The organism is Kocuria sp. KKT182, from assembly GCF_055635395.1.
Map to the genome: position 1 here is coordinate 295,876 of NZ_CM145757.1, position 13,906 is coordinate 309,781.

Annotated in this window: 11 protein-coding genes; 3 read left to right on the top strand and 8 right to left on the bottom strand. The window is 72.9% G+C overall.

The window, feature by feature from the left end; genetic code table 11:
* Positions 1 to 1,425, bottom strand: a complete 1,425-nt coding sequence (gene glnA / locus ACZ2G1_RS01285) for a type I glutamate--ammonia ligase (RefSeq protein ID WP_017834149.1) — start codon at positions 1,423 to 1,425, stop codon at positions 1 to 3.
* Between the two features lie 196 nt (positions 1,426 to 1,621).
* On the opposite strand from glnA, the gene ACZ2G1_RS01290 reads away from it, so the two are divergent.
* Positions 1,622 to 2,068 (top strand): RDD family protein, encoded by a 447-nt coding sequence (locus ACZ2G1_RS01290; RefSeq protein WP_109243797.1) that lies wholly within the window; start codon positions 1,622 to 1,624, stop codon positions 2,066 to 2,068.
* 108 nt (positions 2,069 to 2,176) lie between these two features.
* Here the strand turns inward: ACZ2G1_RS01290 and ACZ2G1_RS01295 are convergent, their stop codons facing one another.
* The 3 genes from ACZ2G1_RS01295 to lipB all read right to left on the bottom strand — a co-directional run bounded on the left by ACZ2G1_RS01295 (position 2,177) and on the right by lipB (position 4,880).
* Positions 2,177 to 2,974, bottom strand: a complete 798-nt coding sequence (locus ACZ2G1_RS01295) for a DUF4191 domain-containing protein (RefSeq protein ID WP_470377357.1) — start codon at positions 2,972 to 2,974, stop codon at positions 2,177 to 2,179.
* 126 nt (positions 2,975 to 3,100) lie between these two features.
* On the bottom strand, positions 3,101 to 4,108 hold the full coding sequence (lipA, locus tag ACZ2G1_RS01300) for a lipoyl synthase (RefSeq protein ID WP_017834152.1): 1,008 nt from the start codon (positions 4,106 to 4,108) through the stop codon (positions 3,101 to 3,103).
* A gap of 70 nt (positions 4,109 to 4,178) precedes the next feature.
* The gene (lipB, locus tag ACZ2G1_RS01305; RefSeq protein WP_035924040.1) at positions 4,179 to 4,880 is read right to left on the bottom strand and encodes a lipoyl(octanoyl) transferase LipB; all 702 of its coding nucleotides are present in this window, start codon (positions 4,878 to 4,880) and stop codon (positions 4,179 to 4,181) included.
* Positions 4,881 to 4,975: 95 nt separating this feature from the next.
* On the opposite strand from lipB, the gene ACZ2G1_RS01310 reads away from it, so the two are divergent.
* Positions 4,976 to 6,631: a serine/threonine-protein kinase gene (locus ACZ2G1_RS01310; protein ID WP_470377358.1), complete on the top strand. Its 1,656-nt coding sequence runs from the start codon at positions 4,976 to 4,978 to the stop codon at positions 6,629 to 6,631.
* A gap of 49 nt (positions 6,632 to 6,680) precedes the next feature.
* Here the strand turns inward: ACZ2G1_RS01310 and ACZ2G1_RS01315 are convergent, their stop codons facing one another.
* The 4 genes from ACZ2G1_RS01315 to ACZ2G1_RS01330 form a co-directional block, all read right to left on the bottom strand.
* Positions 6,681 to 7,028 carry a hypothetical protein gene (locus ACZ2G1_RS01315; RefSeq protein ID WP_035924038.1) on the bottom strand — a complete coding sequence of 116 codons (348 nt, stop codon included), beginning with the start codon at positions 7,026 to 7,028 and terminating at the stop codon, positions 6,681 to 6,683.
* Positions 7,029 to 7,160: 132 nt separating this feature from the next.
* The gene (gene sucB / locus ACZ2G1_RS01320; RefSeq protein ID WP_470377359.1) at positions 7,161 to 9,455 is read right to left on the bottom strand and encodes a 2-oxoglutarate dehydrogenase, E2 component, dihydrolipoamide succinyltransferase; all 2,295 of its coding nucleotides are present in this window, start codon (positions 9,453 to 9,455) and stop codon (positions 7,161 to 7,163) included.
* A 109-nt stretch (positions 9,456 to 9,564) separates the two neighbouring features.
* Positions 9,565 to 10,932 carry a dihydrolipoyl dehydrogenase gene (lpdA, locus tag ACZ2G1_RS01325; RefSeq protein WP_017834157.1) on the bottom strand — a complete coding sequence of 456 codons (1,368 nt, stop codon included), beginning with the start codon at positions 10,930 to 10,932 and terminating at the stop codon, positions 9,565 to 9,567.
* Between the two features lie 143 nt (positions 10,933 to 11,075).
* Entirely contained in the window at positions 11,076 to 12,629 is a 1,554-nt protein-coding gene (locus ACZ2G1_RS01330) for a leucyl aminopeptidase (RefSeq protein ID WP_470377360.1), read from the bottom strand.
* Between the two features lie 267 nt (positions 12,630 to 12,896).
* On the opposite strand from ACZ2G1_RS01330, the gene ACZ2G1_RS01335 reads away from it, so the two are divergent.
* Complete coding sequence (locus ACZ2G1_RS01335) at positions 12,897 to 13,814, top strand: proteasome assembly chaperone family protein (RefSeq protein ID WP_017834159.1); 918 nt, start codon at positions 12,897 to 12,899, stop codon at positions 13,812 to 13,814.
* Positions 13,815 to 13,906: the final 92 nt, after the last annotated feature.

The following is a 13,906-nucleotide window of genomic DNA, read 5'->3' on the forward strand; positions in this document are numbered from 1 at the left end:
TCAGACGCCGTAGTACATCGAGAACTCCAGCGGGTGCGGGACCACGGACAGCGGCTTGAGCTCGAACTCGCGCTTGTACTCGATCCAGGACTGGATGGTGTCCTCGGTGAAGACGTCACCGGCGAGCAGGAACTCGTGGTCCGCCTCGAGGGCCAGCAGCGCCTCCTCGAGCGAGGCCGGGGCCTTCTTGATGTCCTTGGCCTCCTCGGCGGGCAGCTCGTAGAGGTCCTTGTCGATCGGGTCGGCCGGCTCGATGCGGTTGCGGATGCCGTCGAGGCCCGCCATCAGCTGGGCGGCGAACGCCAGGTACGGGTTGCACGAGGGGTCCGGGGCGCGGAACTCGAGGCGCTTGGCCTTCGGGTTGGTGCCCGTGATCGGGATGCGGATGCCGGCCGAGCGGTTGCCCTGCGAGTACACCATGTTGACCGGCGCCTCGAAGCCCTTGACCAGGCGACGGTAGGAGTTCACCGTCGGGTTGGTGAAGGCCAGCACGGCCGAGGAGTGCTCCAGGAGGCCGCCGATGTACCAACGCGCGATGTCGGACAGGCCCGCGTAGCCCTTCTCGTCGTAGAACAGCGGCTCGCTGCCCTTCCACAGGGACTGGTGGCAGTGCATCCCGGAGCCGTTGTCGTTGTAGACGGGCTTGGGCATGAACGTGGCCGACTTGCCGAAGGCGTCCGCGGTGTTCTTGATGACGTACTTGAACTTCTGCAGGTCGTCGGCCGCCCGGGTGAGCGTGCTGAACTTGTAGTTGATCTCGGCCTGGCCGGGAGCGCCCACCTCGTGGTGGGAGCGCTCGACCTCGAGGCCCACCTCGTCCAGGGCCACGCACATCGCGTCGCGCAGGTCGGCCTGCTTGTCGACCGGGGAGACCGGGAAGTAGCCGCCCTTGGTGGCGGTCTTGTTGCCCAGGTTGCCGCCCTCCTCCTTGCGCCCGGTGTTCCAGGCGGCCTCGTCGGAGTCGATGGCGTAGAAGGATCCCTGGGGCTGGATGTCGTAGCGGACGTCCTCGAAGATGAAGAACTCGGCCTCGGAGGCGAAGTTGGCGACGTCCGCGATGCCGGTCGACGCCATGTACGCCTCGGCGCGCTCGGCGACGCCGCGGGGGTCGCGGTGGTAGGGCTCCCCGGTGCGGGGGTTCACGATGGAGCAGGTGACCACGAGGGTCTTCTCGACGCGGAACGGGTCCACGAAGGCCGACGTCGGGTCCGGGATGAGCTGCATGTCGGACTCGGCGATGCCCTGGAAGCCCCGGATGGAGGAGCCGTCGAACAGCTGCCCGTGCTCGAAGAAGTCGTCGTCCACGGACTTGGCGGGGAGGTTGAAGTGCTGCTGCACGCCGGGCATGTCCGTGAACCGGACGTCGACGAAGACGATCTCCTCGTCCTTGATGAACGTGAGGACTTCCTCGGGTGTCTGGAACATGTGCTGTTCTCCTTGTTAGGTGGGCTGGACCGCCGTGCCGGGAATGCTCGTGCGGCGTCCGTTTCCGGGGACAACGCTACGGACCGGGCATGAAGCCCCCGTGTCCCGGGTGTTTCCTCGGTGTTACGCGGCGGACCTCCGGGGAGCCACGGTCTCCCGTCAGTCTAGGGGAGTCCCGCCCCGATACCCTGAGGGGATGATCGACAGACGTGACGTGGGCTCGTGGCTCGAGGGACCGGGGACCGGCCGGCAGCAGTACCCGGGGCAGCGCCTCGGGCGACCGGAGCAGGGGCCGGGCTCCGTGGGACGCGTGGGGCGGCGGATCGTGGCCCTGGTGGTGGACTGGTTCCTGTGCTGGGGCCTCGCCGAGTGGCTCGTGCCCCAGTGGAACGAGCAGGGCCTGATGACCCTGGCGTTCCTGTTCGTGCTCAACGTGCTGCTGGTCGGCGCGACCGGCCACACCCCCGGGCACCTGCTCCTGGGCCTCCAGGTGCAGGCGCTGGCGGGGCGGCCGGCAGGGTTCGCCCGCGCCGCTGTCCGCGCCCTCCTGCTGTGCCTCGTGATCCCGGCGGTCGTGTTCGACCCGGACCAGCGCGGCCTGCACGACCGGGCGGCGGAGACGATCCTCGTCCGCACGCGCTGAGCGCAGCGCCGGGCGCGGCACCCGGCACCACGACGACGGAGCCCCCCGCCTTCCGAGGAAGGCGGGGGGCTCCGTGCGTGTCGTGGTGCGTGTCGCGGGGCCTGCGGCTCAGCGGCCGCGCATGGCCCGGCGGTCCGGGCGGGCGCGCATCGGGTCCACGCCCTTGGGGATCGGCAGGCGGTTGCCCAGGGTGCTGATCCGCTTGTGCACGGTCTGCACCTCCTGCTGGGTGAGCTTCTTGTCGAGCTTCTTCATCCGCTTGGACAGCTCCCGCAGCGGGACCTGCCCCTCGCCCTTGCCGGTCTTGATGACGTGGATCGGCACGTTCTGGATCACGGGGCCGATCCGGCGGCGCTCCTTGGCGACGAGCTTGTCGACCCGCCCCGCGGGGCCCTCGGTCACGAGGACCACCCCGGGCCGGCCGATGGCCCGGAAGATGAGGTCGCGGGTGCGCGGGTCCATGGCGGCCGGCTGGTCCTCCACGATCCAGCCGCGACGCAGCGCGGACAGCGCGGCGCCGGCGGCCCCGGGCTGGTCCTCGATCCGGGCGAACGCGGCGCGCTCGGCCCGCCGGGACAGGTAGAAGGAGGCGGCCAGCAGGGCGAACGGCAGGCCGATGAGCAGCCCGGTGATCCAGTTGCCGAGGAGCGCGCCGATGAGCAGGAAGACCAGCAGCACCCCGAGGCCGATCAGCAGCATCCACCAGCCGATGTTGGGCTCGACCTCGCGGGTCATCTTGAAGACCTGCTTGATCTGGCCGAGGAACCCGGGCCCCTTGGTCGCCTTCCGCTGCTTCTTCGCCTCGCGCTTCTGCGCCCGGGTGAGCTTCCCGGACGGCTTGCCCGCCGGCTTCCCGGGGGAGGTGGATCGCGACGCGGGGCGCGACTTGGCGTGGGAAGGTGACACGGTGAGACCTCGTCCTGTGGTGCGGTGGCGGTGTTCCGGGGGACCCGCGGCGTCAGGGCGTCAGGGCGCCCGGCCGTGGTCCGTCCTCCAGTTTAGCGGGTGGGCGGGGCCACGCCCCGCCGGACCTCAGCGGAGTCGCTGGACGAGCGAGGAGGCCTCCTGGGAGGCGCTGCCGGTGTCCTCGATGTGCGCCAGGTGCTCCGGGATCGCCCGGCCCGACTTCTCCATGGCGCGGGCCCACAGCCGGCCGGCGCGGTAGGAGGAGCGGACCATGGGGCCGGCCATGACGCCCAGGAAGCCGATCTCCTCGGCCATCTCGGAGAGCTCCACGAACTCCTCGGGCTTGACCCACCGGTCGATCGGGTGGAACAGCGGGGAGGGGCGCAGGTACTGGGTGAGCGTGATGATGTCGCACCCGGCGTCGTTGAGGTCGCACAGCGCCTCGTAGATCTCCTGGTTCGTCTCGCCCATGCCGAGGATGAGGTTGGACTTGGTGATCATCCCGGCGTCCTTGCCCTGGGTGATGACGTCCAGGGAGCGCTCGTAGGTGAACGCGGGCCGGATCTGGCGGAAGATGCGCGGGACCGTCTCGACGTTGTGCGCGAAGACCTCCGGCGCGGCGTCGATGACCTGCTGCAGCCGGTCCGGCTTGCCCTGGAAGTCGGGGATCAGGATCTCCACACCGGTGTTCGGGTTCAGCGTGTGGATCGCGCGGATCGTCTCCGCGTAGAGCCAGGCGCCGCCGTCGTCGAGGTCGTCACGGGCCACGCCCGTCACGGTCGCGTAGCGCAGGCCCAGCTCCTTGACGGACTCGGCCACCTTGCGGGGCTCGGTGACGTCCAGCAGGTCCGGCTTGCCGGTGGCGATGTCGCAGAAGTCGCAGCGGCGGGTGCACTTGGATCCGCCGATCAGGAACGTGGCCTCCCGGTCCTCCCAGCACTCGTAGATGTTGGGACAGCCCGCCTCCTCGCACACGGTGTGCAGGCCCTTGCCGCGGGCCAGCGACTTCAGCTCCTGGAACTCGGGGCCCATCCGTGCGGTGTTCTTCAGCCAGGACGGCTTCTTCTCGATCGGCGTCTCGGCGTTGCGCGCCTCGACGCGCAGCAGGCGGCGGCCCTCGGGGGCAACGGTCATGGTCGGTCTCCTTGTCGAGATGTCGACGGTGGTGCGCTCACGGTCCCGGCGGTCCCGGGGGCGGCGCGGGTCAGCTGACGGCGGTGGGCCAGGGCAGCGGACCCGGGGTCCCTGACGGGACGAACTGTTCGCACAACTCGTCCCGGCGGGCGGATATTTCCTGCTCCACGCGCGCGACCACCGTCTCCGGGGTCACGAGCCGGCCCGTCTCCTGCGAGAGGCTCGTGACGGAGGCATCGGTGATGCCGCAGGGGATGATCCTGCCGAACGGCCGCAGGTCGTTGGAGCAGTTCAGGGCGAAGCCGTGCATGGTGGCCCGCTTGGAGACCTGCACGCCGATGGCGGCGATCTTGCGGTCCGGCCCGTGCTCGTCCGCGAGCACCCAGGCCCCGGAGCGTCCCGCCACGGTGGTGGCCTCCACCCCGAGGTCCGCGACGACGGCGATGATGATCTCCTCGAGCAGGCGCACGAAGCGCACGACGTCGATGGGCGTGGTCAGCCGGACGACGGGATAGCCCACGAGCATCCCCGGGCCGTGGTAGGTGAGCTTGCCCCCGCGTCCGATCTCCACGACCTCGGTCCCGTCGGTGGGGTACTCGTGGGGCTCGGCGCGCCGTCCAGCCGTGTAGACCGGGGGGTGCTCCAGCAGCAGCACGGTGTTGTCCCGCTCGCCCGCGACGACCTCCCGGTGCACGTTCTTCTGCAGCTCGAGCGCCGAGCGGTAGTCGACGAGGTGCGGGTCGAAGCCGAGCCGTTCGAAGCAGATGGACATGTCCCCAGCCTATCGCGCGGCGGGGACAACGCGCGCCGGACGGGGGCTGTGGACGGCGCCCACGGCCCGGGGCGACGGGCGGGCATGCTGGGGGCATGGAGCAGCGCCCCGCCGCGCACGGCGGCCACCACGAGCCCTCCCGGGCCCCGTCAGTCTCCGCCCGGACGCGGCTCGCCGCGGCCGTCCGGGACGACGGGGCGGGCCCCCTCCCCGGCACGCGGATCGAGGACACGCCTCCGCGGCTCCCGCCGGAGGACGGCCTGGAGCCGGTGCGCCGCCTGGGCGGCCGATCGTGGCTGGTGCGGGAGGCCCGGTCGGGGGAGCACTTCGTCCTGCGGCCCTGCCCGGAGGAGCCCGGACCGGAGCGCGACCGGTCGAGGGCCGCGCTCCGGTCGCTCGCGGTCGCCCTGGCAGGCCGGGACGAGGCCTGTCTCGTGGCCGTGCGCGGCCTGCTGGGCCCGGCGGCGGCACCGGTCGGGCTGGTCGAGGACTTCCTGCGGGGCGGCTCCGTCGCCGACCGGCTGGCCGAGCGCGGCCGGCTGACGCCCGCCGAGGCCGCCGCGGTGCTGCGGGACGCCGCGACCGGCCTGGCCGCCCTGCACGCCCTCGGCCGGTGCCACGGGGAGCTCTCCGCCCGGCAGGTCCTGTTCCGCGGCACCGTGGCCCCTCCGGAGAGCCCGGCTGCGGGCCCGGCGGCCGCGGACGGCGCGGGGCACGTCGCCGCGGTGCGCGCGGGCACCGCGGCGGGGAGCCCGGAGGAGGACGTCCGCGCTCTCGGGGCCCTCGGGTGGGCGGCGCTCACCGGGCGGGCCCCGGCCCGGGAGGCGCGGCGGGCGCCCCTGTCCCTGCTGTGCCCCGGCGCCCCGCCCGGCCTCGTGCGGGCGGTCGAGGCGGCCCTCGACCCCGACGTCTCGGCCCGGCCCACGGCGGCGGAACTGGCCGACCGGTTCGCGCGGGCCCAGGAGCCGGACCCCGGCGGGCGGCGGGTCGCCGCCGCCCGTCCGGAGCCGGTCCGGACGGGCGGCGGTCGCCGGGCCGCGCTCGTCGGGGCGGCGCTGCTGCTGGCCGCCGGGGGCGCGGTCCTGCTCCCCCTGGGCGGGGCCGGCCCGTCGCCGGAACCGGCGGCCGATCCGGCGAACACGCCGGCGGCCACGACGCCCCCGGCGCGGTTCCCCTCTGCGGCGCGGTCGGGCCCGGTGGCGCCGGGGTCCGTCGTCGACCCGCCGCAGGACTCCGTCGAGGACGCGGACCCCCGGCGGGCGCTGGGAGAGCTGGTGGCGCGGCGGGGAGAGGCCCTGCGCACCGGTGACGCCCGGCTGCTGGACGAGGTGTACGCCCCCGGCGCCCGGGCCGCGGCGGCGGACCGGGACACCATCGCCCGGGCGGACGGCGGTTTTCCCGGCCTCGTCCTCGAGGCCGAGAGCGTCCGCGACGGGCCGGCGGGGTCCGCGCCGCCGGGCGGGGTCGTGCTGGTGGCCGAGGTGCGGGTGGACGGCCACCGCGGCGGGCCGGGCACGGTCCCGTCCGTGGTGCCGGCCGGGGACGGGTGGGTGCAGACGGTCCTCGTCGAGCTGGTCCACGGGGAGCAGGGCTGGCGGCTGGCCGAGGTGGAACCTGCGGCGGGGGCGACGGCCCCGCCGGGAACCGGCTCGGACGGGCAGCCGCGGAACGGACGGGGGCCGGACGGGCAGGGGCCGGACGGGCAGGGGCCGGACGGACAGGAACCGGCACGGCCGGACCCCCGGGGCTGACGGGCAGCGCCGGGGGTCCGGTCCTCGATGGTGCGGTGGCGGGCGGGGCTCACCAGAGGGTGGCGACCGCCATGTTGATCAGCGCCAGCCCGCCCACGGCGTGGGCGAGACCGGTCGAGACCGTCTCCCCGCGCCTGGTCCTCCGCTGGCCCACGAAGGCGGCGACCGCCACGGCGAGGGCGACCAGCAGCTTCACGGCGACCTTGGCGTGGTTGACGTCGGCCTCGCCCATTTCGTGGACCGCCACGAGCAGGAGACCGGTCACCAGGCTCAGCAGCGAGGCGTGGAACTGGCCGGGGGACACCGTCGGTCGCTTCATGGTGTAGATCCAGGTGCCCACGATGATCGCGGCGCCGACGAGGTGCAGGAAGACGAGGAGTCCGGTCAGGAAGGTCATGCCGTCGAGCCTATCGGAGCGCCGCCGGCGGACGCCGAGAGGGCGTGCCCCTGTGACCAGGAACACGCCCTCTCGGCGTCCGCCGGCTCTCCGCAGGTGCTCAGCGGGGGCCGTGGACCGGCACGGGGCCGGTCAGAGGCCGACCTCGGACTCGAAGCGGCCCTCCTCCAGGCGCGCCTTGAGCGCCTGGAGGAAGCGGCCGGCGTCCGCGCCGTCGACCAGGCGGTGGTCGTAGGTCAGCGACAGGTAGCACATCTGGCGGATGGCGATGGTGTCGTTGCCGTCGGCGTCGGAGACCACCATGGGGCGCTTCACGATCGATCCTGTGCCGAGGATCGCGACCTGCGGCTGGTTGATGATCGGGGTGTCGAACAGGGCTCCGAACGACCCGAGGTTCGTGATCGTGAAGGTGCCGCCGGTGAGGTCGTCCGGCGTGATGTTGCCGTCCTTGGCCCGGGAGCCGAGGTCCGCGATCTGCTTGGCCAGGCCGCCGAGGTTGAGGTCGCCGGCGTTCTTGATGACCGGCACCAGCAGGCCCTTCGGGGTGTCCACCGCGATGGCGATGTTCTCCGAGCCGTTGTAGACGATCTCCTTCTCGGCCTCCTTGAAGGTGGCGTTGAGCTTCGGGTGGGCCTGCAGGGCCTCCGCCACGGCCTTGGCGAAGAACGGCAGGTAGGTGAGCTTGGCGCCCTCCCGCTCCTGGAACTTCGCCTTCGCCCGGCCGCGCAGCACGGCCACCCGGGTCATGTCGACCTCGGTCACCTGGGTCAGCTGAGCGGCCTCCTGCAGCGACTCGCGCATGCGCTGGGCGATCGTCATCCGGATCCGCGGGGCCTTCTCGGTGGTCCCGCGCTTGGCGTCCGCCTTCGGCGCGGCCGGGGCGGCCTCCTTCGCCGGGGCGGCCGCGGCCGTCTCGGCCGGGGCCTCGGCGGCCGGTGCGGCCGCGCTCTTCTGCTGCTCGGCGGCGGCGAGCACGTCCTGCTTGCGGATGCGGCCGCCCACACCGGTGCCGGTGAGCGCGGAGAGGTCCACGCCCTCCTTCTTGGCGAGCTTGCGCACCAGCGGGGTCACGTAGGACGAGTTGTCGCCCGTCGGCGCCTCCGCGTTCTCGGTGCGGGCGCCGTCGCGCTGGGCGGCGTCCTGCTGCTCGTCCCCGGAGGTGTCGGCCAGCACGGGCTCGTCGGTCTCGACCATGGCCTCGTCGCGGGACGGCGCCTTCTCCTGCTTCCCGGAGGAGGAACCCTCGTAGCCCTCGCCGCCGGCGGAGGACTGCTTCGCCGGCTTCTCCTCGGCGGAGGTGTCCGCGGCGGGCTTCTCGGCGGGCTTGTCCCCGGACGGGGCGGAGCCGGAGCCGATGACCGCCAGGACCTGGCCGACCTCGGCGTCCTCGTCCTCCTGCACCCGGATCTCCAGCAGGGTCCCGGCCACGGGGGAGGGGACCTCGGTGTCGACCTTGTCGGTGGAGACCTCCAGCAGCGGCTCGTCGACGGCGACCTCGTCACCGACCTGCTTGAGCCACCGGGTCACGGTGCCCTCGGTCACGGACTCGCCCAGGGCGGGCAGGGTGATCTCGCTGCCCTCGCCCGTCTGCTGGGCCTCGGCCTGCGGGGCCTGCTCCTGACCGGAGGACTCCTGGCCGGAGGACTTCTGCTCGGCGGCCTCGTCGGTCGCCTCGGGGGTCTCGGCCTCGGTCGCGGCGTCCTCGGCCTCCTGGGCGGAGGTGTCCGCGGCGGGCTTCTCGGCGGGCTTGTCCCCGGACGGGGTGGAGCCGGAGCCGATGACCGCCAGGACCTGGCCGACCTCGGCGTCCTCGTCCTCCTGCACCCGGATCTCCAGCAGGGTCCCGGCCACGGGGGAGGGGACCTCGGTGTCGACCTTGTCGGTGGAGACCTCCAGCAGCGGCTCGTCGACGGCGACCTCGTCACCGACCTGCTTGAGCCAACGGGTCACGGTGCCCTCGGTCACGGACTCGCCCAGGGCGGGCAGGGTGATCTCGCTGCCCTCGCCCGTCTGCTGGGCCTCGGCCTGCGGGGCTTGCTCCTGACCGGAGGACTCCTGGCCGGAGGACTTCTGCTCGGCGGCCTCGTCGGTCGCCTCGGGGGTCTCGGCCTCGGTCGCGGCGTCCTCGGCCTCCTGGGCGGAGGTGTCCGCGGCGGCACCGTCCTGGCCGGACCCGCCGCCGGAGCCCGAGCCGTCACCGATGACGACCAGCGGCGCGCCGACCTCGACGTCCTCGTCCTCCTCGACGAGGATCTCCTCGATCACGCCCGCCACGGGGGAGGGGATCTCGGTGTCGACCTTGTCGGTGGAGACCTCGACCAGGGGCTCGTCGACGGCGACCTCGTCACCGACCTGCTTGAGCCACCGGGTCACGGTGCCCTCGGTCACGGATTCGCCCAGTGCGGGCAGGTTTACGGTTTCTGACATGGTCCGACCGTCTCTCTTTCGGTGCCTTCGATGGTGCGGTCCGGGCGCCGGGCCCGGGTCCGGGGTAGTGGGGGAGGCCCCGCCCGGGAGGGGCGGGGCCTCGACGCGGTCAGCCGTGCAGCGGCGTGCCCGCGAGTGCCATGGCGGCCTCGCCGATGGCCTCGTTCTGGGTGGGGTGCGCGTGCACGAACGCGGCGACGTCCTCGGGGTAGGCCTCCCAGTTGACGATGAGCTGGCCCTCGCCGATCTGCTCGCTGATGCGCTTGCCGATGGCGTGGAAGCCGATGATCGGCCCGTCCTTCTCGCGCACCAGCTTGATGATGCCGCCGGTGCCCAGGATCGAGCTCTTGCCGTTGCCGGCGAGGTTGTACTCGGCGACCTCGACGTTGTCCTCGCCGAACTTCTCCTTCGCCTTCGGCTCGGTGTAGCCGACCGAGGCGATCTCCGGCTCGGTGAAGGTCACCTTGGGGATGTTCACGTCGTCGACGACGGCGGGGTTCAGGCCGGCGATCTCCTCGGCCACGAACCGCCCCTGCTGGTAGCCGCGGTGGGCGAGCTGGACCCCGGGGACGATGTCGCCGATCGCGTAGATGTTGCCGACGCCGGTGTGCAGGCGCTCGTTCGGGGTGACGAAGCCGCGGTCCATGGGGATGCCCTGCTCCTCGTAGCCCATGTCGGCGGTGTTCGGGCCGCGGCCCACGGCGACCAGCACGATGTCGGCCTCGAAGACCTTGCCGTCGGCCAGGGTGACCTTCGCCCCGTTGTCGTCCTGCTCGACCTTCTCGAAGAAGGTCCCGAGGCTGGACTTGATGCCGCGCTTCTTGAACTCCCGCTCGAGGATCTTGATGAGCGCGGGGTCCTCGTTGGCGACCAGGTGGGGGAGGCCCTCGATGACGGTGACGTCCACGCCGAAGGACTTCCACATGGAGGCGAACTCGCAGCCGATCACGCCGCCGCCGAGGACGATGGCGCTCTTGGGCACGAAGTCGATCTCCAGCGCCTCGGTGGAGGTCATGATCCGTCCGCCGATCTCGACGCCCAGGGTCTTGGAGATCGAGCCGGAGGCCAGCACGATGTGCTTGCCGGTGTAGGTGGTGCCGTCGACCTCGACGGTGTTCTCGCCCGTGAGCTTGCCGACGCCCTCGATGACCTTGATCTTGCGCATCTTCATCAGACCCGTGAGGCCCTTGAACTTGCCGGCGACGATCTTGTCCTTGTACTCCCGCACGGCCGCCATGTCGATGGAGTCCAGCGTGGTGTGGATGCCGTACTTGGAGCTCTCGCGGGCGTCCTCGGCCAGCTCGGCGGAGTGCAGGTACGCCTTGGTCGGGATGCACCCCCAGTGGAGGCACGTGCCCCCGAGCTTGTTCTTCTCCACCAGCGCCACGGTGAAGCCGAGCTGGACGGCCCGCAGCGCGGCGGCGTAGCCGGCACTCCCTCCGCCGAGGACGAGGATGTCGAATTCGTTGTCGGCCACGTGTTTGGCTCCCTTGCGCGTTGACGTCGTTCCGGGTGGGTCGCACCCGTCCCGTGACGGGTTCGTTTCGTACATACCTTAGCCCTACGCCGGAGGGAGCGACCAGGCGGGCGCTCCCTCCGGCGCAGGGGTGTCGCGGGACCTCAGCCGCGGTCGGCGGCCGCGTCCTCGAGCAGCCGCACGAGCGTGCGCACGCCCGCGCCGGTGCCCTCCGCCGGGGTGTAGCCGTAGGGCGATCCCTCGTTGAAGGAGGGGCCGGCGATGTCCACGTGCGCCCAGGGCACCCGTGCCCCGTCGGTGCCGCCGACGAACTCGCGCAGGAAGATCCCGGCGACGAGCATCCCGCCGTTCTTGTCCCCGATGTTCTTGAGGTCGGCGACCTTGGAGTCCAGGGACGGGCGCAGGTGCTCGGGCAGCGGCATGGGCCAGCCGTCCTCGCCGGCGGCGCGGGCGGCCTCGGCCACGGCGGTGCGCACCGTCTCGTCGCCCATGATCCCGAACGTCCGTGCGCCGAGGGCCACCATCTGCGCGCCGGTCAGCGTGGCGATGTCGACGACGGCGTCCGGGGCCTCCTCGCACGCGGCCACGAGACCGTCGGCCAGCACCAGGCGCCCCTCGGCGTCGGTGTTGAGCACCTCGACGGTGCGGCCGCCGCGGATGGTGATGACGTCGCCGGGGCGGGTGGCGGTCGACGAGGGCAGGTTCTCGGCCAGGCACAGCCACCCCGTGACCTTCACGGGCAGGCCCAGCTCGGCGGCGGTGAGGACGGTCGCGAGCACGGCGGCGGCGCCGGCCATGTCCGACTTCATGGTCATCATCGAGGCCGGGGGCTTGAGGGAGAGGCCGCCGGAGTCGAAGGTGATGCCCTTGCCCACGTAGGCGTAGTGCTTCGCGGCGCGCGCCGGGGCGTACTCCAGCTTGACGAGGCGCGGGCCGTGCACGGAGCCCTGTCCCACCCCCAGGAGCCCCCCGTAGCCGCCCTTGGCGAGCTCCTTCTCGGCGAGCACGGTCACGGAGACCTTGGTGCCCCTGGCGGCCCGGCGGGCGTAGTCCGCCACGGCCTCCGGGTACATGACGTTGGGGGAGAGGTCCACGAGGGTGCGGGCCGCGCGGACGCCGCGGCCCAGGGCGGCGGCGCGGTCGAGGCACCGGCCCAGCGCGGCGCGCGCCACGCCCGGGGCGTGCACGACGGCGGAGGCCAGCGGGTCCTGCACGGCACCGGCGGTCGCCGCGCGCTGGTGGGCGAAGGCGAAGGCGCCGAGGGCGGCGCCCTCGGCGACCGCCGCGGCGTCCTGCTCGGAGTCCACGGGCAGGGCGAGCACCGCGGAGTCGGTGCCGGCGAGCCGCCGCACGGCGGCGCCCACGGCCCGGCGCAGCACCTCGGCGCGCTCCGCGGTCCCGGCGGGCAGGGCGCCGACCCCGGTGAGGACCACCACGGTGAACGGCAGCCCGGACGGGGCCGGCACCACGGTCACCTCGTCGGCGGCACCCTTCACGCGCAGCGCCGCCGCGGCCTCCACCACGGGGGCGAGCCGTCGCTGCTCACCGGCGGGGAGCAGGACACGGCCCGAGCCGTCGCCGTCCTGTCCCTTCGCCACCCCGAGCACGAGCGCGTGGGCCGGCGTCCGGCCCAGGGCCTTGTGCGTGGCGGTGAGCTCGATGCCACGGGGTTCGAGCAGGTCCTGTACGTCGGGCATGGATCGTCCTTTCGCTGAGGTCTGGACCGGCGGGGCCGGTCCGGTCCGCGGTCGGCGGACCGGACCGGTCCAGCAGGCGTGCTGTCGATCCTATCCTCGGCCGGCGCGCCGCCGGGGCCCGGACGCACGGGGCGGGCCCCGCGGGATCGGCGGGGAATAACGCGGTGCCCGCGGACGGTTGACATGATCCGGGCCCGCCGTCGCAGGCGTGCTCCCACCGGTCTCCCCACGGACGCCCGGAACCGACCCACCCCAGGAGGAAGAGCTGTGCTGGACCCCACCTCGCTGTACCTGAGCAACCCCGCTCTGCTCGAGGACGCCCGGGTTCGCGGACTGCCGCTGATCGTCGCCCTGTCCGGCTACGCGGAGGCGGGGCACGTGGCCGTGCAGATCGAGCACACCATCACCGAGGCCCTCCCGCACGAGGTCGTGGCCCGTTTCGACCTGGACCAGCTCTACGACTACCGGGCCCGCCGCCCGCACGTGAGCTTCGTGGAGGACCACTTCGAGGGCTTCCAGACCCCCGAGCTGTCCCTCCGGCTCGTCACGGACGGTCTGGGGCGCAGCTTCGCGCTGCTGACGGGCCCCGAGCCGGATCTGCAGTGGAACCGGTTCACCGAGGCCGTCGTGGGCCTGGCCCGGCGGATGGACGTGTCCCTCGTGGCCATCGTCTCGGGAATCCCCATGCCCGTCCCGCACACCCGTCCGTTCATCGTCTCGGTGCACGGCAACCGGGCCGACCTGCTGCCCGCCGAGCACGCGTGGAAGCCGGTCGTGGAGATGAGCTCGTCGGCCGCGCAGCTCCTCGAGATCCGGCTGGGCGAGGCGGGGATCGACAACATCGGCTTCACCGTGCACGTCCCGCAGTACCTGGCCGAGGCGCACCTGCCGCACGCCGCCGTGGCCGCCCTCGAGCACATCAGCGCCGTGACCTCTCTGACCCTGCCCTCGGACGAGCTGCGCGAGGCGGCCCGCGAGATCGAGCGCCAGATCGACCAGCAGGTCGGCGCCTCGCCCGAGGTACAGGCGGTCGTGGCAGGACTGGAACAGCGCTACGATGACGTCGTCGACGCCTCGGTCCCGCGCTCCCTGCTGGTGGGGGACGAGTCCGAGCTCCCCGACGCCGACGAGATCGGCGCCGCGGCCGAGGCCTTCCTCGCCGCCCAGGAGGACGACCAGGACTGAGCCCGGCCGGCGCGCGGGGCGGTCCGGCGCCGTCCGGGGCGGTCCCGCCGTCCCGGGTCCCGGCCCGGTCCCGTCCCCCCGAGAGCGAAGTG

What these genes read in the sequence shown, in the direction of transcription:
- glnA (WP_017834149.1), bottom strand. Translation starts at nt 1,425, where the DNA reads ATGTTCCAGACACCCGAGGAAGTCCTCACGTTCATCAAGGACGAGGAG.
- ACZ2G1_RS01290 (WP_109243797.1), top strand. Translation starts at nt 1,622, where the DNA reads ATGATCGACAGACGTGACGTGGGCTCGTGGCTCGAGGGACCGGGGACC.
- lipA (WP_017834152.1), bottom strand. Translation starts at nt 4,108, where the DNA reads ATGACCGTTGCCCCCGAGGGCCGCCGCCTGCTGCGCGTCGAGGCGCGC.
- lipB (WP_035924040.1), bottom strand. Translation starts at nt 4,880, where the DNA reads ATGTCCATCTGCTTCGAACGGCTCGGCTTCGACCCGCACCTCGTCGAC.
- ACZ2G1_RS01310 (WP_470377358.1), top strand. Translation starts at nt 4,976, where the DNA reads ATGGAGCAGCGCCCCGCCGCGCACGGCGGCCACCACGAGCCCTCCCGG.
- ACZ2G1_RS01315 (WP_035924038.1), bottom strand. Translation starts at nt 7,028, where the DNA reads ATGACCTTCCTGACCGGACTCCTCGTCTTCCTGCACCTCGTCGGCGCC.
- sucB (WP_470377359.1), bottom strand. Translation starts at nt 9,455, where the DNA reads ATGTCAGAAACCGTAAACCTGCCCGCACTGGGCGAATCCGTGACCGAG.
- ACZ2G1_RS01330 (WP_470377360.1), bottom strand. Translation starts at nt 12,629, where the DNA reads ATGCCCGACGTACAGGACCTGCTCGAACCCCGTGGCATCGAGCTCACC.